Source organism: Arthrobacter sp. MYb227 (assembly GCF_002975435.1).
Classification (GTDB): domain Bacteria; phylum Actinomycetota; class Actinomycetes; order Actinomycetales; family Micrococcaceae; genus Paeniglutamicibacter.
This window is the reverse complement of record NZ_PCPT01000002.1, coordinates 390460-410281: the sequence shown is the minus strand read 5'-3', so window position 1 is coordinate 410281 and position 19822 is coordinate 390460. Positions and strand designations below refer to the sequence as shown.

Annotated in this window: 17 protein-coding genes and 1 pseudogene; 10 read left to right on the top strand and 8 right to left on the bottom strand. The window is 57.4% G+C overall.

All coding sequences use genetic code 11. The features are described 5' to 3' along the window. Nucleotides 1-12: 12 nt before the first annotated feature. Nucleotides 13-1290, bottom strand: a complete 1278-nt coding sequence (locus CQ018_RS05790; protein WP_105549031.1) for an NAD(P)/FAD-dependent oxidoreductase — start codon at nucleotides 1288-1290, stop codon at nucleotides 13-15. A gap of 54 nt (nucleotides 1291-1344) precedes the next feature. After that, nucleotides 1345-2064 (bottom strand): SDR family NAD(P)-dependent oxidoreductase, encoded by a 720-nt coding sequence (locus tag CQ018_RS05785; protein ID WP_105549030.1) that lies wholly within the window; start codon nucleotides 2062-2064, stop codon nucleotides 1345-1347. Nucleotides 2065-2233: 169 nt separating this feature from the next. Here CQ018_RS05785 and CQ018_RS05780 point away from each other — a divergent pair, with 169 nt between their 5' ends. Continuing rightward, nucleotides 2234-3187 (top strand): LysR family transcriptional regulator, encoded by a 954-nt coding sequence (locus tag CQ018_RS05780; RefSeq protein ID WP_308728994.1) that lies wholly within the window; start codon nucleotides 2234-2236, stop codon nucleotides 3185-3187. A 70-nt stretch (nucleotides 3188-3257) separates the two neighbouring features. On the opposite strand, the gene CQ018_RS05775 is transcribed toward CQ018_RS05780, so the two are convergent. The 5 genes from CQ018_RS05775 to CQ018_RS05755 form a co-directional block, all read right to left on the bottom strand. Continuing rightward, a complete protein-coding gene (locus tag CQ018_RS05775; protein ID WP_105549029.1) occupies nucleotides 3258-4019 on the bottom strand; it encodes an ABC transporter permease in 762 nt (253 codons plus the stop codon). Then, nucleotides 4016-4828 carry an ABC transporter ATP-binding protein gene (locus tag CQ018_RS05770; protein ID WP_105549028.1) on the bottom strand — a complete coding sequence of 271 codons (813 nt, stop codon included), beginning with the start codon at nucleotides 4826-4828 and terminating at the stop codon, nucleotides 4016-4018. The genes CQ018_RS05775 and CQ018_RS05770 overlap by 4 nt, the downstream gene beginning before the upstream one ends. A gap of 26 nt (nucleotides 4829-4854) precedes the next feature. Beyond that, on the bottom strand, nucleotides 4855-5214 hold the full coding sequence (locus CQ018_RS05765) for a DUF1048 domain-containing protein (RefSeq protein ID WP_105549027.1): 360 nt from the start codon (nucleotides 5212-5214) through the stop codon (nucleotides 4855-4857). Next, nucleotides 5211-5546: a PadR family transcriptional regulator gene (locus CQ018_RS05760; RefSeq protein WP_105549026.1), complete on the bottom strand. Its 336-nt coding sequence runs from the start codon at nucleotides 5544-5546 to the stop codon at nucleotides 5211-5213. Before CQ018_RS05760 ends, CQ018_RS05765 begins: the two co-directional genes overlap by 4 nt. Nucleotides 5547-6115: 569 nt before the next feature. Continuing rightward, nucleotides 6116-7045 (bottom strand): LysR substrate-binding domain-containing protein, encoded by a 930-nt coding sequence (locus CQ018_RS05755; protein ID WP_146111825.1) that lies wholly within the window; start codon nucleotides 7043-7045, stop codon nucleotides 6116-6118. 118 nt (nucleotides 7046-7163) lie between these two features. Here CQ018_RS05755 and CQ018_RS05750 point away from each other — a divergent pair, with 118 nt between their 5' ends. The 6 genes and pseudogenes from CQ018_RS05750 (at nucleotide 7164) to CQ018_RS05725 (ending at nucleotide 13464) form a co-directional block, all read left to right on the top strand. After that, nucleotides 7164-8468, top strand: coding sequence for a cytochrome P450 (locus CQ018_RS05750; RefSeq protein WP_105549024.1), 1305 nt, complete (start codon nucleotides 7164-7166; stop codon nucleotides 8466-8468). Between the two features lie 52 nt (nucleotides 8469-8520). After that, nucleotides 8521-8844, top strand: a complete 324-nt coding sequence (locus tag CQ018_RS05745) for a 2Fe-2S iron-sulfur cluster-binding protein (protein ID WP_105549023.1) — start codon at nucleotides 8521-8523, stop codon at nucleotides 8842-8844. 4 nt (nucleotides 8845-8848) lie between these two features. Next, entirely contained in the window at nucleotides 8849-10099 is a 1251-nt protein-coding gene (locus CQ018_RS05740) for an NAD(P)/FAD-dependent oxidoreductase (protein WP_105549336.1), read from the top strand. A 182-nt stretch (nucleotides 10100-10281) separates the two neighbouring features. After that, nucleotides 10282-11685, top strand: a pseudogene (locus CQ018_RS05735) (MFS transporter). Nucleotides 11686-11880: 195 nt separating this feature from the next. Further along, nucleotides 11881-12306 carry a UPF0158 family protein gene (locus CQ018_RS05730; RefSeq protein ID WP_181149752.1) on the top strand — a complete coding sequence of 142 codons (426 nt, stop codon included), beginning with the start codon at nucleotides 11881-11883 and terminating at the stop codon, nucleotides 12304-12306. A gap of 576 nt (nucleotides 12307-12882) precedes the next feature. Then, nucleotides 12883-13464, top strand: a complete 582-nt coding sequence (locus tag CQ018_RS05725; protein WP_105549021.1) for a TetR/AcrR family transcriptional regulator — start codon at nucleotides 12883-12885, stop codon at nucleotides 13462-13464. 88 nt (nucleotides 13465-13552) lie between these two features. Here the strand turns inward: CQ018_RS05725 and CQ018_RS05720 are convergent, their stop codons facing one another. Next, the gene (locus CQ018_RS05720; protein ID WP_105549020.1) at nucleotides 13553-15820 is read right to left on the bottom strand and encodes a beta-glucosidase; all 2268 of its coding nucleotides are present in this window, start codon (nucleotides 15818-15820) and stop codon (nucleotides 13553-13555) included. 149 nt (nucleotides 15821-15969) lie between these two features. Here CQ018_RS05720 and CQ018_RS05715 point away from each other — a divergent pair, with 149 nt between their 5' ends. From CQ018_RS05715 to CQ018_RS05705, 3 genes are all read left to right on the top strand, one after another. Further along, nucleotides 15970-17469 (top strand): carboxylesterase/lipase family protein, encoded by a 1500-nt coding sequence (locus tag CQ018_RS05715; RefSeq protein WP_105549019.1) that lies wholly within the window; start codon nucleotides 15970-15972, stop codon nucleotides 17467-17469. A gap of 135 nt (nucleotides 17470-17604) precedes the next feature. Next, complete coding sequence (locus CQ018_RS05710) at nucleotides 17605-18102, top strand: hypothetical protein (protein ID WP_146111823.1); 498 nt, start codon at nucleotides 17605-17607, stop codon at nucleotides 18100-18102. Nucleotides 18103-18258: 156 nt separating this feature from the next. Beyond that, on the top strand, nucleotides 18259-19692 hold the full coding sequence (locus tag CQ018_RS05705; protein WP_105549017.1) for an amidase: 1434 nt from the start codon (nucleotides 18259-18261) through the stop codon (nucleotides 19690-19692). Nucleotides 19693-19822 lie beyond the last annotated feature (130 nt).

The following is a 19822-nucleotide window of genomic DNA, read 5'->3' as shown; positions in this document are numbered from 1 at the left end:
AAGTGCATAGCTTTAGGCTCTGATGCTCACACGCATTGCTTCAATCAATCTGTTGGTGTCAGTGATCTGTGCATCCCAGAAATGACGAGGAATATCAATACGATCTTCTGGTTCTTGTAACTGGGCAAAGTACGCGGCTAGCGATGCGTTCTCCTCCGGTGCGGCAGCATGCAGCTCGAGCATGCGTGCAACGATCCGGGATTGGACACCATAGATGGGAATCTGGGGTCCACGTGGGGCGATCATGCCAATGTAGTAGAGCTTCTCGAGCCCTTCCGGGATGATTCCGCCGGCATAACGCACCGGTGCACCGTTGCTCCTGGGCACCAGTTCGTTATCAAGGAACGGGAGGGTCGAGTGGAAGCCCGTGGCATAGAGAATGGTGTCATATTCGCGGACCGAACCGTCTGTAAAGTGAACTTTCTTGCCTTCAAAGCGTTCCACTCCGTGGCCGACCACGCGTACACGGCCGTGGTGGATCCAGTAGAGCAGCAGATCGTTGACTACCGTTGCGCCTTCGGCCAGCGACTGGTGTTTGGGCACCGGCAGATTGGGGTAATTTGAGTTTTCCCCAATGGAAACTCGAGCCAGCAGTCGAGCAATGAGATCTTGCTCTTCAGCCTTGAATTCCTTGAGAAACGCCAGCTCTGAGCGCGGCTGTCCGAAGTACATTTTGGGCTGGAAGTAGGATCCGTGGCGTACCACAATGTCGGCTTCCAGTCGGTGCTGCGCGACATCAACGGCAAGGTCACATCCGGAGTTACCGGCACCAACCACCAACACGCGGGTACCTTCAATGTCGCCGACGTTTTGGTAGTCACCCGAGTGGATCTGCGGACCGTCAAAGGTTCCGGATATCTGTGGGACCTTCTTGTCCCAGAGGTGCCCGTTGGCCACCAGCACTCCTTCATAGGTATCGGAGCCCCGGGTGGTTGTGACAACCCATCCGGCGGAACCAACGGCCCCGTCAGTTGCCACCGGAGTCACCGAGAGCACCTCGGTGTTGAAGGAGATATGTTCTAGCAGCCCGCGCTCGCGGCCATAGGAATGCAGATAGTCGCTGATCTGGTCGCGACGCGGGAAATGTGGGTAATGCCCGGGCATCGGGAAGTCTTCAAAGTGTGTTTGGTCGCGCGAGGTGATCAGGTGCAGTGCGTCGTAATCGGTATTCCAGTGCCCACCGACTACTTCATTCTTTTCAAAGCAATCCACCTCGTGCCCATTTTCAAGCAGGGTGTTCAACGCGGACATACCCGCTGCCCCGGCTCCGATTACACAGTATTTCTTCATCGTCTTACTCTTTTCGTTCAAATTCTTCATATGACTGTTAGCGGTGTGGTGCGGTTAGCGCATAACGTCTCCGCCGGAGAGCACGATGGTTTCACCGGTCATGAACGATGCGTCGGTGCCGGTCAAAATAGAGACCCATCGAGCGATTTCCTCGGGCTCGGCAACCCGTTTAAGCGGGATGCTCTTGGATGCTTCATCCATGCGGCCTGTAGTTTCATTGCCTGGGGTTCGTACCCAGCCGGGGGCAATCGCGTTCACACGGATATTTCGCGGAGCAAGTTCAAGGGCAAGTTCTTTGGTCAGCATCACCACTGCTGCTTTTGAAGCTCCGTAGAGCAGCTGCCCCGGTGATACAGAAAACGCGTCGACTGACGCGAAGTTGACCACGGAGCCGCCCCGTTCCATATGGGACACCGCTTCGGCTGTCACGTTCAGCACGCCGAGCACATTGATATCGAAGATCTTACGGAAGGATTCCGTGGTGAAGTCTGCCAATGTACTTGGCGGATAAACGCCAGCGACATTGACTACTGCTTCAATACTGGCCCCAGTTTGGGCAACGTATGAGTCGATGGCATTCTTGATACTCACCCGATCGGCGACGTCCACCGAGACGATCTCAATTTCACCGTCGGGCCCTTGGAAGGTGCCTGCGACTAGGTCCAACGCCAAAATCTTCCAGCCGTCCTTGGCCAAGGTCATGGCTGTTGCTCTGCCCATGCCACTGGCTGCCCCGGTGACGATTGCTACTGCGCTGCCAGTATGTTGCTGCATAAGCTATTTCTCCTTGCCGGGCATCCCTGCCTTAGCTTGCAAGGGCGCCTATTACTTTTTCCTGTATCAACAAGTGTGATCTAGCAAACATTTGCCGTCTACGGCATAATTTATATACTGGCCAAAGGTTTTTCCTATATCTAGTGATCAGTGCCGAGAATAATCCGGAATGGACAAGGACGTGTTTGAGATGGCAGAAGGACCCACTGTAAGGCAGCTTCAATATTTTTTGAGGTCAGTGGAGACTGGATCATTTTCCGCGGCGGCTGAGGCCGAATATGTTGCGCAGCCCAGCATCTCGGAACAAATTAAGCGGCTAGAGCGGCTGGTGGGAGCACAATTATTCACGCGCACCAATAGACAGTTGCAACTCACCGATGTCGGCAAATTGATTCTGCCGCTGGCCAAGCAAACTATGCTCAGCATTGAGAACCTTACCGTTGCTGCACGGGACGCCCGGACGCTGAGCGGAGGGGAAGTGTCATTTGGAATTTTCAGTAGCGCAAACTCTTATATGCTTACTCCGCTCATCACCGAGTTCAAGGAACTACATCCACACGTACGCATTCGACTTGTCGGCTTGAACTCATCCCAGGTTGCAGACAGCGTCCGCAATGGCGACCTTGAAGCAGGCCTAGTGCAGCTTCCCATCGACGAAACCAATCTCCACGTCGGCAAGCCAGTTCTCGTTGATGAAGTTGTTTTTGTCACCAAAGATCCGCAACGAACACTTAAACATGTGACCATTGAGGATCTGGCCGATACCAACTTGATTCTTTCCGAAGCCCATTGGCGCTCAAGCGATCCCCTGCGCAGGAGCTTGGTCCGTCTGGCGGCAGAGGCCGGAGTGGACATCACCGCCGATATCGAAGTGGAATTCCAGGCTGCGGCTCTTGATCTTGCTGCTAATGGGCTCGGGGACACACTTGCGTCCTACTACACATTGATGCGTCATGAGACTCGAGCCGTGCTCAATTGGGCACGGCTCGACCCTCCCTACAAGGAGGAATTCGTGTTCATTTCAAGAGCTAGCGGGGGAATGTCTCCATCGACAGCACGATTCATTGAGATCGCCGAAAAGCATATTTCGGCACTTGCCACTTTTTCTTCCATCCAAGATTGACTAGAATTTCCGTTCGACTAGCTTTCTCGGCCTACGTTCGCGAGCACTTCTACTGAGGCACGCGCGGTAACTAGGAGACCTTCCGCCGGTACACAGCCATAGCAAAGAAGTACGCGACGATCATGATTCCAACACACCACGCAACGGCAACCCACGGTTCGTTGCCCAGTGGCTGGCCACTGAGCAGGTCTCGAATCGAGTTCACAATCGAGGTGACCGGCTGGTTCTCGGCAAAGACGCGCACTGGGGTTGGCATGCTTGCCGTGGGAACGAATGCCGAACTGATAAACGGCAGGAAGATCAACGGATAGGAGAAGGCGCTTGCCCCGTCCACGGTCTTGGCAGATAGTCCGGCAATCACGGCAAGCCACGTCAATGCCAGAGTGAAAAGTACCAGGATCCCAAGGACCGCGAGCCACTGGAGCACGCTGGCACTTGACCTGAACCCCATCAGTAATGCTACAAGTACTACTACAATCAAAGATACAAGATTAGCTACGAGCGAGGTGAGTACGTGTGCCCACAAAACCGAGGAGCGAGCAATAGGCATTGACTGGAAGCGCTCGAAGATGCCACCCTTCATGTCCAAGAACAGCCGATATGCGGTGTAGGAAATCCCCGAAGCAATGGTGATCAGCAAGATGCCTGGAAGCAGGTAATTGACATATGGGCCTGCTCCCGAGTTAATCGCTCCACCGAACACATAGACGAAGAGCAACATGAAGGCAATCGGCATAATCGCTGTGGTGATGATGGTGTCCATGCTGCGCGAGATATGGCGTAGCGACCTTCCGAGTAAGACTGAAGTGTCGCTAAGAAAATGCTTGCTCATGATTCTTTCCCTGTCTCTTGCGCCGTAACGTCCGTGGTTGTGGCCGTGTCTCCAATAATTGCGAGAAACACATCCTCGAGACTTGGTTGCTTCTCAACGTATTCAACTTTGGCTGGCGGGAGCATTGCCTTGAGTTCGGCAAGGGTTCCGTTGACGATGATTTTGCCCTGATGCAAGATTCCAATCCTGTCGGCAAGATGTTCCGCCTCGTCAAGATATTGAGTGGTAAGCAGCACCGTGGTTCCCCGTTTCGAGAGCTCCTTAACCATCTGCCACACCTCGAGGCGGGCTTGCGGGTCAAGACCGGTTGTTGGTTCGTCCAGAAAGATGATTGGAGGATTACCAATCAGGCTCATGGCGATATCTAGTCGGCGACGCATGCCACCGGAGTAGTCAGCGACTTTACGAGCTGCTGCCTCTATGAGTGAAAAGCGCTCCAGTAGCTCCTCGGCGATGCCCCTCGGGCTGGGCAGGTGCCGCAGCTTGGCAACCAGAATCAGATTCTCCCGCCCGGTCAAGATTTCATCGACAGCCGCGAACTGCCCGGTGAGACTTATTGATTCGCGTACCGATGCGCCTTGGGTAAAGACATCAAATCCGTTCACGCGTGCTGCTCCAGAGTTTGCAGACAGCAGCGTGGAGAGGATTCTGACGACAGTTGTTTTGCCGGCTCCATTGGAACCGAGCAGTGCGAAGATGCTTCCGGGGTCAACCGCGAAGTCAACGCCTCGGAGTACCTCAAGTTCTTTGTAGCTTTTCTCCAGGCCTCGCACGTAAATTGCCGGTTCTTGGAGTTGCTTTGTTTCCATCACGGTTTCCGTTCTGGTGGTTTGATTTAGGTTCCCGTTACGCCGTCGATGCTTTGGATCAACCGTGCGCGTTCCTTGTTGATCCATTGGCCTTCGGCATAGTTCTGCAGGAAGGTTTCGGCGAATTCGACGGGATTTTTCCCAACAATGTCGCGAATTGGGGTGTTGTTTGCAGCGCTTTGCTCAAAGAGTTCCACGAGGTCTTCAAGCATCGCTACAAGTACGTCGCCTTTGCTGATCCCACCGAAGTACATGAAGTAGCGTTCGAGCGCTTCGTTGGCCGTGCGGTATCCGACTGGAAGCTGTGCGACCCGCGACTTGTACTCCCGGTACTTTTTCTTCTCTTCTAGAGATCCGGTGACCTTTTCGATCCATCCGAGCTTCACGATGCATTCCTTCCATGGTGGAGTTTGTTGAGTTTTTCGGTGAGAAAATCCCAGGTTTGCCAAAATTCGTCCAGGTACTCCTGGCCTTTGGGGTTCAATGTGTAGACCTTGCGTGGCGGACCCTTCTCGGAAGGGACTCTTTCGACCTCAACTAGGCCATTACGTTCGACCCTTACTAAAAGCGCATAAACGGTGCCTTCTGCAATATCGGTGAAACCTTGATCTCGGAGCCTCGCAGTGATCTCATACCCGTAGGCGGGCTCGTCCGCGAGGATTGCCAAGACGATTCCCTCGAGCGTGCCCTTGAGCATCTCCGTCATTTGTTTACCCATGGGGCGGCTCCCCTCCTAACTACTAAGCAGCATTGACTACTAGTACATAGTACCACTGAATAGTGACCGCGCAATAGTCTCAAGGTAAATTTTTATGCTGATTCACTTGTTCAGAAACACGACGGTACGCTAAAATCTCTTCCGACAGCAGTGCTTCCCGTGGCTCGGATATCCCCGTTATTGCCCGACAATTTTAGGCGTTCAAGCCTCACCAATACCCACCTTCCAAACACCACAAAAAGCGCGCCGCGATCCAATACAGTGCCTTGTTTTGTAATTGTTGAAATGTGCGTTTGTAATTGTTACGAGAAAAAAGCGAATAAAATTCCGTGTATTTACAGTGATGCAGTGGGCTTGGTTGTAATTGTTGCTCCGGGCTACTGAAAGTCTTGTAGTTGCTCTCGGCATTCCAGATAGGGGCGTTGATGCTCTCTGAAGCCGTCCAGAACAAAAATATAATGCCAACCAGCTTCACCACTTCGGAGCCTGTTCGTCGACCTCACGAGGGGTAGTCACCTGGAAGGCTGGCAAGTCCTATGGAGAATACGTATCTGACTAGCTCGATTCATTTAGCTTGGCAGCCTCGTCTGATTCGCGGAGCTCGCATGCAGGCGGACGACGAGCGCGAGCATCGCCTCGGCTGCCGCGGAAAGTTTGGTCCCTTCACGCCACACCACGACTACCGGCACATGACGAATACCCGTATGGATGGGGCGCACCGCCAATTTTCGTCCCTCATAACTGATGTCCCCCGCGGGACGTTGGACGAGGATGGCATAGCCCATGCCGCGGGCCACCATGGAACGGGTAGTTTCGAAGTCGGTGGTGCGGAAGCGGATCCATGGGGTCAGGCCCGCCGCCGAAAACATCATCTCGGTATTTTCCCGGCTAGGGTTCACATCCAGTAACACCATCGGCTCATCCACCAACTCGGCCAAGGCCAGCCGGTCCTTTCCTGCTAGCCGGTGGTCCGCGGGGAGCACCACGGAGGGCACCGAGTCGGCGAGCTTGCGCTTGGCCAGCCCAGCGGGAACTGCCAGGTCGTAGGAAATGGCCACGTCCAGCATGCCCGAGAGCAGCATGTGGTGAATTTCGTGCTGGGTGCCGGCATGGAATTCCAGTTCCACCTCGGGATGCTCGGTGCTGTATTCGGCCAGCAATTCGGTCAGCAGCGTGGGGGCCAGCGAAGAATAGCAGCCGATCGCCAACCGGCCACGCAATTGGTCGCCGGAACTTGCTGCCAGAGATTGCAGGTCACTGGCGGTGCGCAACAGACTGCGCGCGTGTGCCAGTACATACCGCCCCGAGGGGGTGAGGGTGACTCCATGGGCCTTGCGTCGGATGGTCAATTGGGCGGCAAAGGTTCGTTCGAGCTCGTTCAGGGCACCGGTTATTGCCGAAGGTGAGAGCAACAGCGCGGCGGCGGCCGCGGCAATGGAGCCATGTTCCCCGACCGCGACAAAGCATTCGAGCTGTCGCAAGGTGTAACGAGCCGCCAACACCACTCCTAAACCGTGGATAGATCACTAAAAGATGTACTTTACCTGAGGTTGTGCGCTCGGCCACACTTGATGCCAAGACCGCTTCATCCACCTCGCACTAGGAGAGACCACCCCCATGAGCAACCCGTCCAGCACCACCACCGGATGTCCGTTCACCGGGGAACTACCCACCGACGCGGCCGCGCTTGCCCAGATGATGGATTCTGCACCTGCCACCCATCAATTGCCGGACCCGACCACCTTAGTGGGCATCGAGGCTCCCGTCGCCGATTGGGTGAGGATCGAGGACCTGTACCGCGATCCGTTTCCCATCTACAAGCGGATGCGCGCAGAGGCCCCGGTACATTGGGTCCCGGCGGTTAATCGCCACATGGTCACCTCCTACGCCGCGTGCCACGAGATCGAGCAGGATGAGGCGACGTACTCGGCCGACGAGCACAATTCACTGATGAAGCGCTCGATGGGGCACTCAATGCTGCGCAAGGATAACCCGGAGCATCAGGTGGACCGCGATGCCTACGGCGCCACCCTGCGCCCGGGCACCATTAAGAAACACTGGAACGCGATCTTTGAGGCCAACAACGAAAAATACCTCGCCGAGTTGCTGGCCAAAGGTCCGGGAGCGGACTTCGTTTGGGACTATGCCGCCCCCTATACCGGCGAGAACCTACGCATGATCATGGGTTTTCACAATGCCACTCAGCAGGATATGCAACGCTGGAGCCAAACCTTGATCGACGGCACCGGGAACTACGCCGACGATCCTGCCGTCTGGGCCTTGGCGAAACAGTCCTCGGATGAGGTCGACGCGGCCATTGACGAGATGCTGCCCTACCTGGCCAAGAACCCGGATGCATCGCTGATCTCCAACCTTTCTTCGATGCCGATTCCACTTGAGGCAATCCGTGCAAATCTGAAGATGACCCTTGGCGGAGGGTTGAATGAGCCGCGCGACGTGCTGGCCACCACCGTCTGGGCACTGCTGAAAAACCCGGATCAGCTAGCTGCCGTGCTTGCCGAACCAAGGCTTCATGCAATCGCCTTCGAGGAGTCGGTACGCTGGGTTGCCCCGATCGGAATGTACCCACGCGAAACCACCCGGGACACGGTCTTGGGCGGGATAAAACTCCCCCAGGGAACCCGCCTGGGTGTGGTGCTGGGCGCCGCCAACCGCGACCCACAGGTCTTCGAAGACCCCGAAACGTTCAACATATTCCGGCCCAAGAAACCACATTTGGGATTCGGCGGTGGCGTGCACTTCTGCGCCGGCACCTGGATTGCCCGGGCGCAGGTCGCCCAGGTCGCCATGCCCGCAGTCTTTGACCGCCTACCGAACCTGCGCCTGGATCCGGCAGGCGAAACCATCGACGCCGGGTGGGTCTTTCGCGGCATGACCAAGATGCCGGTGCTCTGGGGATAACCCTCCGAGCATTCATAGCCCCCGAACCTACACCGCCAAAGGACCACCCCCCATGCCCACAATTATCTTCACCCAAGCTTCCGGCGAGATGACCAATCTCAGCGTCCCGGAAGGCACCTCACTGATGCGAGCCGCCGTCACCAACGGCATCGAGGGCATCGTGGGCGAATGCGGCGGACAGGCCATGTGCGCAACCTGCCACGTGTTTGTTCGCCCCGAATTCGCGGCCCAGTTGCCTCCCCTCAGCGAGGATGAGGACGAAATGCTCGACTGCACCACCGCCGAACGCACCGAGACCTCACGCCTGGGCTGCCAGATCAAGATGTCCGCGGCGTTGGATCACATCGTGGTCGATGTACCCGCGGACGGGTTCTAGCATCATGGAGAGCCGTACAGCCGCCGACCACGTACTGATTATCGGTGCCGGGCAAGCCGGAGTCCAGGTAGCCGATTCGCTACGCACCGCCGGGCACACCGGAGCCATCACCCTGCTCAACGACGAGGATGCCGTCCCCTATCAGCGGCCACCGCTATCCAAGGACTATCTGTGTGCCGACTCCCTAGCGGCTCCGCTACCATTGCGCGGCCCCGAGTTTTTCACTCAGCATGACATCACGGTTCTCCCGAGCGCGGCTACCGCGGTAGACACTGCCGCACGCAAGGTCACGCTGACCGACGGCACCATCGTGGAATATACCCATTTGGTGTTCGCCACCGGGGCAGCCAACCGCGCTTTGCCCTGCCCGGGAGCCGACTTGGAGGGTGTTCATGGACTGCGTACGCTCTGGGATGCAGAAAATCTTCAGCAGGCATTGTCCACGGCTCAACGAGTAGTGGTCATCGGCGCAGGTTTCATTGGCCTCGAATTCGCTGCGGCCGCAAGGGCGCGCGGCCTGCAGGTCACGGTGCTGGAATTTGCTTCCCGCCCGATGGGACGGGCGCTCTCGGCCACGGCCGCGGACTGGTTCACTACCAAGCACACCCAAGACGGCATCACGCTGCGCCTGAACGAGGGCGTGGCAGCAATCCGCTCGGCAGGCCTTGGCCTGCGCGTACAGTCCACCACCGGGGCCCACTACGACGCGGACCTGGTGCTTTACGGTGTCGGGGTGCTCCCACGCACCGCTTTGGCGCAGGCCGCCGGGCTGAGGGTGGATAACGGTATTGTTGTCGATTCCTCGCTGCGCACCACCGTGGATGGAGTATTCGCGGTCGGAGACTGTGCGTCGTTCCCCCACCCGAACACTGGAGCCCGCACCCGAATCGAATCGGTACAGAATGCCACAGACCACGGACGGCATGTGGCACGCATGATCACCGGGGAATCGGGCAGCTACTCCGAAACTCCGTGGTTCTGGAGCATGCAGGGCCCTACTCGTCTGCAAATCGCCGGCATATCCTCTCCCGCGGACGAGCCAGTGGTGCTCGGGAACCCGGATTCTGGAAAGTTCTCCATTGCGCTGTTACGAGATGGGGTATTGTCCGCGGTCGAATCGGTCAACTCGGCCGCCGACCACATTGCCGCGCGTCGGCTCGTGGGTCAAGGCATCAAGCTGACCCCCCAAGAACTCTGTGCTCCGGGATTTAGTCTCAAGGCTCTGGCCAAGGCCGAAGTTTCACTACCGGCGTGATCGCTGAGAACGTGCGGTTCCGATCAAAAACGTGCACCTTTCGGTTCCGTCACATATTGCAGTACAGCTACATGAAATCAACCCAACCCTAGTGGTCTGAAACACTGATGGGTGGTATAGCCAACGCCCTCCGTCCGGTGTCCTCCCCCCCACTTTGAATGAGCCGCTCAATGAGGAGCACTATGAGTCCCGTCAACACCCAATCCCCTACCCAGCGCGTCAACCAGCGCCGGGTAGCCTTCGCCACGGTCATCGGCACCACCATCGAGTGGTACGACTTCTTCATCTATGCCACGGCCGCCGGCCTGATCTTCGCCGAACTATTCTTCAAGCCCGCCGGAGCCCAGATCGGGCTCTTGCTCTCCTTTGCTTCGGTCGGCATCTCCTTCCTGTTCCGCCCGCTGGGTGCCTTCTTGGCAGGCCACTACGGAGACAAGATTGGGCGCCGGGCCATGCTGGTGCTGACCCTGATCATGATGGGCGCCGCCACCACCTTGATCGGTGTACTTCCAACGTTTGCCACGGCCGGTGTCATTGCTCCGATCTTGCTACTGATCCTGCGTATCCTGCAGGGCATCTCGGCCGGCGGCGAATGGGGCGGAGCCGTGTTGATGGCCGTCGAGCACGCACCCAAGGATCGGCGCGGACGTGCCGGTGCCTTCCCACAGCTCGGTGTTCCGTTAGGCATGCTCCTGGCCTCCGGTGTCATGGCAATCATGACCGGCATTGTTTCGCCCGGTGAGGCGTTCATGGCTTGGGGCTGGCGAGTTCCGTTCCTGATCAGCTTCGTGTTGATCATTGTTGGTTACTTCATCCGCCGCGGCGTCGAGGAATCTCCGATCTTCGAAGAAATCGCCCTGAAGAAGAAGCAGACCAAGGTCCCGGCCGTTGAATTGTTCCGCAAGCACTGGTTGCTGGTCATTCTGGCCGCGCTGGTCTTCGCGGGTAATAATGCCGCGGGCTACATGACCACCGGCGGCTTCCTGCAGGCTTATATGACCGATCCCGCAGGCTCCATCGGGTTCTCCCGGACCCAGGTCTTGCTCGCAGTTTCCTTCGGTGCGGTGATGTGGTTCATCTTCACGCTGCTCTCCGGCTACCTCTCCGACAGCATCGGGCGAAAGCGCACCTATCAGATTGGCTTTGTCTCTCTGGCGCTCTGCGTGTTCCCGTTGTTCTGGCTGGTGAACTCCGCCAACTTGGGGCTGCTTTATGTGGCATTCGCACTCTTTTCCGTTGGTCTGGGACTGTAGTATGGGCCTCAGGCAGCCCTGTATTCGGAACTGTTCCCGGCGTCGGTCCGTTTCTCCGGAGTTTCGATCTCCTATGCCTTAGGTGCAATCCTCGGCGGCGCGTTCGCCCCCATGATCGCCACCGCGTTGGTTCAGGCCACCGGCGGCACCACCGCTGTCTCGTTTTATCTGTTGGGGATGACGCTGATTTCGCTGACCGCTGTCACACTGCTGCGCGATCGCAGCGGTATCGATTTGTCGATTGAGAACCAGACCGAACAGGAAATCGGGGCCACCATCTTTGACAAGCGCGAGCTCCCGGCAGATGTGAAGTCTTCGGTGCTCACACGCTGAGCTAAGAATCGGGGGTGAAGCGGCGGACTCCTCGTGGTTCCGCCGCTTCGCTTCAACTCGATCACCACGCACCGGGGTGTATCAGCCGCGAAGAAATATGTAGCCCGCTGCCATGACTGGCACTTGCGTCTTGTGTGGCGGTACGGCAATGCTGGAGGCATACGTTATTCCCTCCGTGTGGCAAGGATGAGCATCGTGCTGAAACTCGAAGACCTCGATCTGGATATGATCGCCATGGCCATGCAGGACGATGGATCCATGGGTACCAGCTACCTGCTGGATACCGAGACCGGCGAGGTCCTCATGTACGGGATGGACCCCGATAGCGATGACGAGATTGATCTTGAGGACGAGAAATACCTCTCCATCGAACCGATCCAGTCTTACGAGTCGTATCAGCACATGGAGGATTTCGTTGGAACGCTTCCGGAGGCCAACGCGCGTCAACGACTCGAACAAGCACTGATACGCAGCAAACCCTTTCGGCACTTTAAGGATGCTCTCTACGATTTCCCCGAGTTGCAGAAGGATTGGTATACATTCAAGGACGAAGCAATGGCCAAGGTCATTGTGCGCTGGCTTATTGGCGAGCAAGTCATCGAAGATCCAGAGGTTTCCTAGCGCCGGGCACGGGCCGACCCTAGAGAAGCTTTGCGGGCCAAAGGGTCTAGCTGTACAGTGTTCCACCGATTATGTGTGCGATGCCTATTCCCCCGAAACACCGAGCTCAGGGGGGCGTAGGCACCGCATGTTCACAAAGACCCAAGCGAATATTTCGTGACCAGTCTCGGTGAGGCATGCGCACCAACTAGGATGTTTTCCCGCCATAGGCAGTCATCGTCAACAGGTACGCAACGATCGCGTATTAGCACGCCAGGCAACAGCCACTCACAGTGCGTTGAGAATCTGAATTTCCGGCTGATTTTCGGCGAAGCCGCACAAACCCGAGGCTTAGAAATAATGTAATTATTTATATCGTTGAGGCCAGGTTCAGCACTCCCCCCAAGACCTCCGGCCCAAACACCCATCGGCATACACGTGGTGCCCCAAGAGCGCTCGGCGAGGTAAACACTCGCTCGTGGAACGGCAGTGCTGGTGTTTGTTTTTTCATGATCACCATTCAGCACCGTTCCTCGACTCGCTGGTGAGGTTCCTGCTTTCCGGCTTCGTAGTGGCTGTGCGCGATAGAATGAACCAATGACTCGTCGAGGTTCCTATGCAAAAGGTTTAGCAAAGCGCGAGGAAATCCTCGATGCCGCATTGGAAGTCGTGGCCCGCGAAGGCTACCGCGGCACCTCCGTGCGCGAAATTTCAGCAGCATCCGGGCTGAGCCAAGCAGGGCTCATGCACCACTTCGCCTCCAAGGACGAATTATTCACCGAGATCCTGCGCCGCCGCGACGAAATTGATATGGCGCTGATCGCCAGCGATCCAGATATTCGTGCGCTGGAGGCGTTTCCCCTAGCCATCAAACACAACACCGAAGTCCCCGGCTTGGTACACCTTTACGTGTGTTTTTCGGCCGAAGCCACAGCACCGCAGCACGTCGCTCGCGCTTTCTTTATCGAACGCTTTGCACGGCTTCAGGAACTCCTTGTCGAGGATATTCGGGCACGACAAGCAACCGGAGAGCTGCCGGTCGGCCTCAACGCACAATCCGCGGCAGGTTCACTGATTGCCATGGCAGATGGCTTGCAAACCCAATGGCTGCTCAACCCCAATATCGATATGGCAGCTCATGTTATCGAGACAATCAGCAGCTGGCGCAAACACGACTAACGATCGCTCAAGATCAACGCTGATAAGCATCAGCACGAAATCCGGGTACCACTTTGAGCGGTACCCGGCTTTCTACATACCTAGCTGCTTAATGGCCGGGATGCTGAGCCGCTGCCGCACGGGCACCAAGGATGCCACCGATCAGCTGGTCCAGCGACTCTCGGGTCATGGGCGAGCCCGGGAAATTCAGTAGTCGACCAATCGGCATAGAGCCGAGCATGCTGGCCATCATTTCTTGGGATTCGGAGTCTCCGTCGCCTCCTGAGATTCCCGATAATGCTTCGCCGGCGAACTGTGCCATCACAGCACCGCCAATGGGATCGGCCATCAACTCGGCAAGCGTGGTTTCCTCATTGATGGCCACCGGAACAATCTCACCAGCAATGCTCATGGATTCGGTCAGTCTAATATCACGACTCGAGGCACCAACAGATACCTCGTAGTTCCCTGGTTCTACTATCCAGGTCTCGACCCGGGTATCCCAGTAAGCGATCTCCGATCGATCAACGCGAAGTTCAACTTCGCGTTCTTCTCCTGCGCCCAATTCGATACAAGCGAAAGCGGCCAAAGAGCGCGGGGCTCGGGCCACCGCGGTGCCCGGCAAACCTAAGTAAAGCTGCACGATTTCCCGGCCAGCAATCTCCGTTGTATTGCGTAGCTTCAACGTGGCACATAACCCGTCATCGAGCTGCGAAACCGCAAGAGCCGAGTATTCGAAGCTGCTGTATCCCAGCCCGTGACCGAATGGATATCGCACGGATGACTTGCGAGCGTCATACCAGCGGTAACCCACAAAGATGCCTTCGCCGTAGCGTACGTGCCCGTGTTCACCGGGGAAATCCAGTGCCGCGGGGGTATCCTCTAGTCGGTGGGGAATGGTCTCCGCCAACCGACCGGAAGGGTTGACCTTTCCGGTGACCACATCGGCGAGCCCGCCTCCACCGCCCTGCCCACCAAGCCACGCGGCAAGGATGGCCGGGACTTCATCGGCGAATGGAAGTTCAACAACGCCACCACCGACCAATGCCACGACAACGTTTGGGTTTACCGCACGAACTTGCTCAAGAAGTTCTAGTTGGGAGGCTGGAAGTTTGAGATCGGCACGGTCAAAACCCTCGGATTCAACGGAGCTTGGCAACCCGATCAGGAAGATCACTGTTTCGGCATGGGTGGCCGCCGTGATTGCCGCTGCCGCAAGTTCCGAGTTGTAAGGGGCATTGGCTTCCAACGTATAACCGGGGGAAAAATCGACTAATTCGCCCCCCTGAAGTGTGCAAATTTCTTCGAGGAAGTTTTCGATTTTAGTCGGGTTCACTTGGGAGGAACCGGCGCCCTGGTAGCGCGGGGATTGCGCGAACTCGCCAATGACGGCCAGCGAGGTTCCGGGGCGGACCGGAAGTAGCGCATTCTCGTTTTTCAGTAATACGATGCCCTTGCCTGCGGCTTCGCGGGCCAGCGCGTGGTTGGCGTCCAGATCGGCCGGTCCGGTGGCTGGCTGAGCTTTCTTTGTCATGGCAAGCAGGCGATCAACGCTTTCATCCAGAACTGCCTCATCGAGTTCTCCGGATGCGATGGCCTCGGTGATGGCCGGGACGCTATTGCCCGGGTTGCCCGGCATTTCCAGATCGAGCCCTGCCTTCAGCGATGCCACGCGGTTGGTGACCGCTCCCCAGTCGGAGACGACAACGCCGTCAAAACCCCATTCGGTGCGCAATACATCGGTCAGCAGCCAACGGTTTTCTGCGGCCGAGACCCCGTTGATGCGGTTGTAGGAGCACATGACGGTCCAGGGGCTGGCGGTGCGCACCACGCGTTCAAAGGCTCGTAGATAGATTTCGCGCAGTGGGCGTGGATCTATATCTGCCGAGACGCGCATGCGGTCTGCTTCTTGGTTGTTGGCCGCGAAGTGTTTGAGCGAGGATCCGACGCCTTGGGACTGCTGCCCGTTGACCAGTGCTGCACCCAGTGCCCCGGAGAGTAGCGGGTCTTCGGAGATGTATTCAAAGTTGCGTCCGCACAGTGGGGAGCGTTTGATATTGATCCCCGGGCCAAGAACCACCGCAACGCCTTGAGCGCGCGCTTCGGCACCGATGGCCGCGCCGACCCTCTCGAGCAACGACACGTCAAAGGTCGATCCGAGGGTTACTGCTGGCGGGAAACAGGTTGCGGGGACAGAGTCGGCCAATCCTAGGTGGTCGCTGCCGCCTTGTTGCAGGCGCAGTCCGTGGGGTCCGTCGGTGAGGATGAGCGAGGGTACATCCGTGTCCTTGAGTTCTGTGGTGCTCCAGAAGTCGCGGCCCGTGGTTAGCGACGCTTTGTCTTGGATAGTCAGCTCGGTGGGGATCTTCGCGCTCATTGTCGTCCTCTTTGTCTGTTGGCTGTGGTTAAATGGCCACTCATTAAATACCGTATAGCACTCGGGTTTCTCTCACAAGAGTCGGTTAGCATGGTGGTCAACAGCATTGACAGCATGAGCGCCACCGATCTCTCATACCAGGAGCAGACATGTCAGCAGGGAATAGTACCGAGCACAACACTCGCACCATCGATACGCCGCTGGGTTCACTGCGTGGCTTTGAAATTCCGCTCACTCAGGGGCAAAGCGTCACCGCATTCCGCGGAATCCCGTTCGCTCAACCGCCCGTTGGCGAGCTTCGCTTCGCCGCCCCCGAGCCCGTAGGCCCGTGGGAAGGCACTCGCGATGCGCTGGCCTTCGGCCCCACACCACAGCGCGGAGACCCCGGTGTTACCTTGATTCCCGAGCCGAGTATTGCTGGCGAAGCAACCCTGAACCTCAACGTGACAACACCCGCCGCCGGAGACACCCAGGCCAAACTGCCGGTCCTGGTCTGGATTCATGGTGGCGGGTTCTTTGCCGGCTCCCCCGCCAGCCCCTGGTACAACAGCCCCGGATTCCCGCGTGACGGGGTGATCACGGTGGTCATTTCCTACCGACTTGGCTTCGATGGATTCGGCCACATTCCCGGGGTTCAGGATAACCGTGGCGTGCGTGACTGGCTCTGTGCCCTTGAATGGGTGCGCGATAACATCGCTGCTTTCGGTGGCGATCCACATCGGGTCACCATTGCCGGACAATCAGCAGGCGGCGGAGCCGTGCTCACCTTGCTCGGCATGCCTGCCGCTGCAGGTCTCTTCCATGGCGTCATCTCATTGTCCGGCGCACTTGCCGATGTTCCGTTGCCACGGGCGCAAGAATTTACACAAAAATTGGCACAGGAGCTTGGCGTCAGTGCCGACCGGGCCGGCTTCGCCTCGGTTCCCGAGGAAAAGCTCATCGAAATGCAGCAAAAGAGCACTAATCTCATGGCCAAGGGCGCCCTAGCCAAGATGCTCGATGAAGGGTTGGCTCTGGGCCCCGTTATTGATGGGGCCCTCATCACCCAGTCCACCACCACTTCTTTGCAGCAAGGTGTAGGTGAGAACATCCCGCTGTGGCTCTCGGCAGCAGATGATGAATTTGCTATGGCGTTTACCAAGGCAGCAAAGTACCTGCGCTTCCTTCCGGCCTCGGCAATGATCACTAAGATGGGCGGGTCCAAGGCAGCGCGCAAGGCCTGGATGATAGATAACGCAGAGACAAAAAATCTGGGTACCGCCGCGGTCATGGGACGGTTCTTCACCGACCGAATGTTCCGCGTGGCACTATCTGAGCTTGCCGATGTGCGGGCCGGATCCAATACTTGGGTTTCAAGGTTCGCATGGCGTTCCCCTGTTTTCGGAGCCGCAGTGCACTGCCTAGATGTACCGTTCTTCTTCGATTGCTTGGATTCAATCAAGGTTGAGCCGTTAGCCGGGCCGACTCCACCGCAGGAACTTGCCGATACGCTGAACGCCGAGGCACTGGCCTTCATCAAGACCGGGGCACCAGGGTGGGGCTCCTACGAATCAGAAACCAAGAACACCCGAGTCTTTGATTCGTTCACCCGAACAGTCAAGGACGGGTATGCAAGCGTGCGGGCCCTGCGAAAAGATTCAGGGCTCTAGAGACGCCAGCGCCGCAAGCCCTCATTTGATGACCAAAGCTTCAGCTTTGTTTCATGAAAGTCAAGCCCCTCACCACCCTATGATGAGAGCTTCTGGTGCATGAATTTGCATACTGCCACTAAACCTGGGGATACATTGAGCAGCAAGATTCAGCGTTCGGATTTCACCTCCGAATCGGCAGTGTACGGACTAGTGGTAGTTTCGGCGTTACTGATAATTTCGGATCGCTACGATGTCACCTCACTGCAGGTTTTCTTCAAGGTGCTGGGAGCGGTCCTAGTTTTCTGGCTGGCCCATGTTTTCGCCGCCGCTGTCGCACATCTCAACGCCGTTGCCGATAAGGATCGAAAAGCTCCACTTAAGGCGGCGCTGCGCCATGGCATTTCGCATTCATCAGGAATGCTCATCGCTTCGGTGATTCCACTGCTCATCGTGTTGCTCGGGGTCACCAATCTAGTGCGTGATGATGTCGCGTTGTGGACGGCATTGTGGGTTGATGTCTTATTTCTTGGCCTCCTTGGTTACTTCTCCGCTGTTCGCTGGACGCGCCAGCAGTCAATGCGGATCGGCGTTGGACTATCCACCGCCCTACTCGGTGTGGTGGTCGTGATACTTAAGGCACTTGTTCATTAACGACTTCACCATGGCACCGAAGTTCTTGCGACTAACTCCAGCCCCACCGTCAACGCCGCTGTCATCACCGTTGACTTAATGAAAGAGTGAGCCTAGTCTCACTTATGAGGGCTTGCGCGCCCCGGACTTTTTCCACACGCATAGGAGTCACACGCAATGGAGCTGCACCATCTCACGGCCACCCGGGCACGCGAACTTTTTAAATCTAAAGAGCTCTCCCCCGTCGAATTGCTCGATGCGGTAGTGGCACGCACCGCCGCGGTGGAGCCTTCCGTCAACGCGTTGACCGAGGAAATGCTTGAAGTGGCCTACGCTGCGGCTCGCACATCCCAGGAACGCTTCGCAACCTCCCGCTCCCAGCTTGGTGCACTCGAAGGCATCCCGTTACTGCTCAAAGAAGAACAGCCCATCGCCGGTTACACCGCGGAAGAAGGCTCGCTGCTGCAAAAGGGCGAGATCGCCGAGGTTACCCACCCAATTGTGGAGCGCATCTTCAATGCCGGTGCTGTGGTGCATGGCCGCACCACCACCCCCGAATTTTGCTGCGCTGGCTATACCCACTCAAAACTCTGGGGTGTGACACGTAACCCGTGGAATCTTGAGATGACTCCCGGCGGATCCTCGGGTGGCTCCGGTGCAGCGCTTGCGGCGGGCGAATCCATTCTGGCCACCGGATCAGATATTGGCGGATCTATCCGTATCCCGGCCTCATTCAATGGTCTGGTGGGTTTCAAGCCACCCTTTGGCCGTGTGCCGGGCATGGCCCCCTTCAACCAGGACACCTACTGCGCCGATGGACCCATGGGTAAGTCGGTTGCAGACGTTGCCATGCTGCAAAACGTCATTGCCGGGCCACACTACACCGATCAGGCTTCGCTCCGTCCCGCTTACGTGTTGCAGACACCCAATGCCGAGGCCGCAGAGGGAATGCGCGTTGCCTTGTGCGTAAATCTTGGCGATTACGCGATCGACCCGGCGGTAGAGGCCAACACCCGCGCCGCGGCCGAGGCATTGCGCAATGCCGGAGTCATCGTTGATGAGGTGATCTTGCCTTGGACTCGCGAGCAGCTAGTTGCCACCGCTTGGGCTCACTTTGGCGGCATCATGGGCGCCTTCATCTCCGAGATTCCCCGTAAAGAGCAGGAATTGCTCATGCCATACACCCGCAATTTCGCAGAAAATGCAGCCACGGGCGGTTCCTTCGCCGAAGGCTTGGTCTCCGAGGCCGAGCTCTATGCCCCACTGGGTAAGCTGCTCGAAAACTACGACGCACTGCTTTGCCCCACCAATGCCACGCAGGGACTGGTCGCGGACTTTGCGGATCCGGCGGAGCTTATTGAGATCAACGGGCAGCAGGTTTCCTGGCTGGAATCGGCGCTGACCCTCCCATTCAATGTGGTTGGTCGCGTTCCGGTCCTGGCGGTTCCATCCGGCGTTGCTCCCAATGGTGTTCCCACGGGCGTGCAGATCGTTGGGCGGACCTATGACGATGCAACGGTCTTCACTCTGGGCCAGGCGCTCGAGGAGTCAATGGGCCTGTGGAACCAGGCCTCCTGGTGGCCACAGCTCAATGCGGCAGCCAAGGTTTAAACGGAAACATTTTTAGAAGCCGGGCCGGCGGTGCTGAAACTTGCTCTTGGGGACCAAGAGGAAGCGTCGTCGGCCCTTTCAACAGTCACATAGCAGGACACCTCCAACAGTCTTTCCGCTTAGGCGGTGG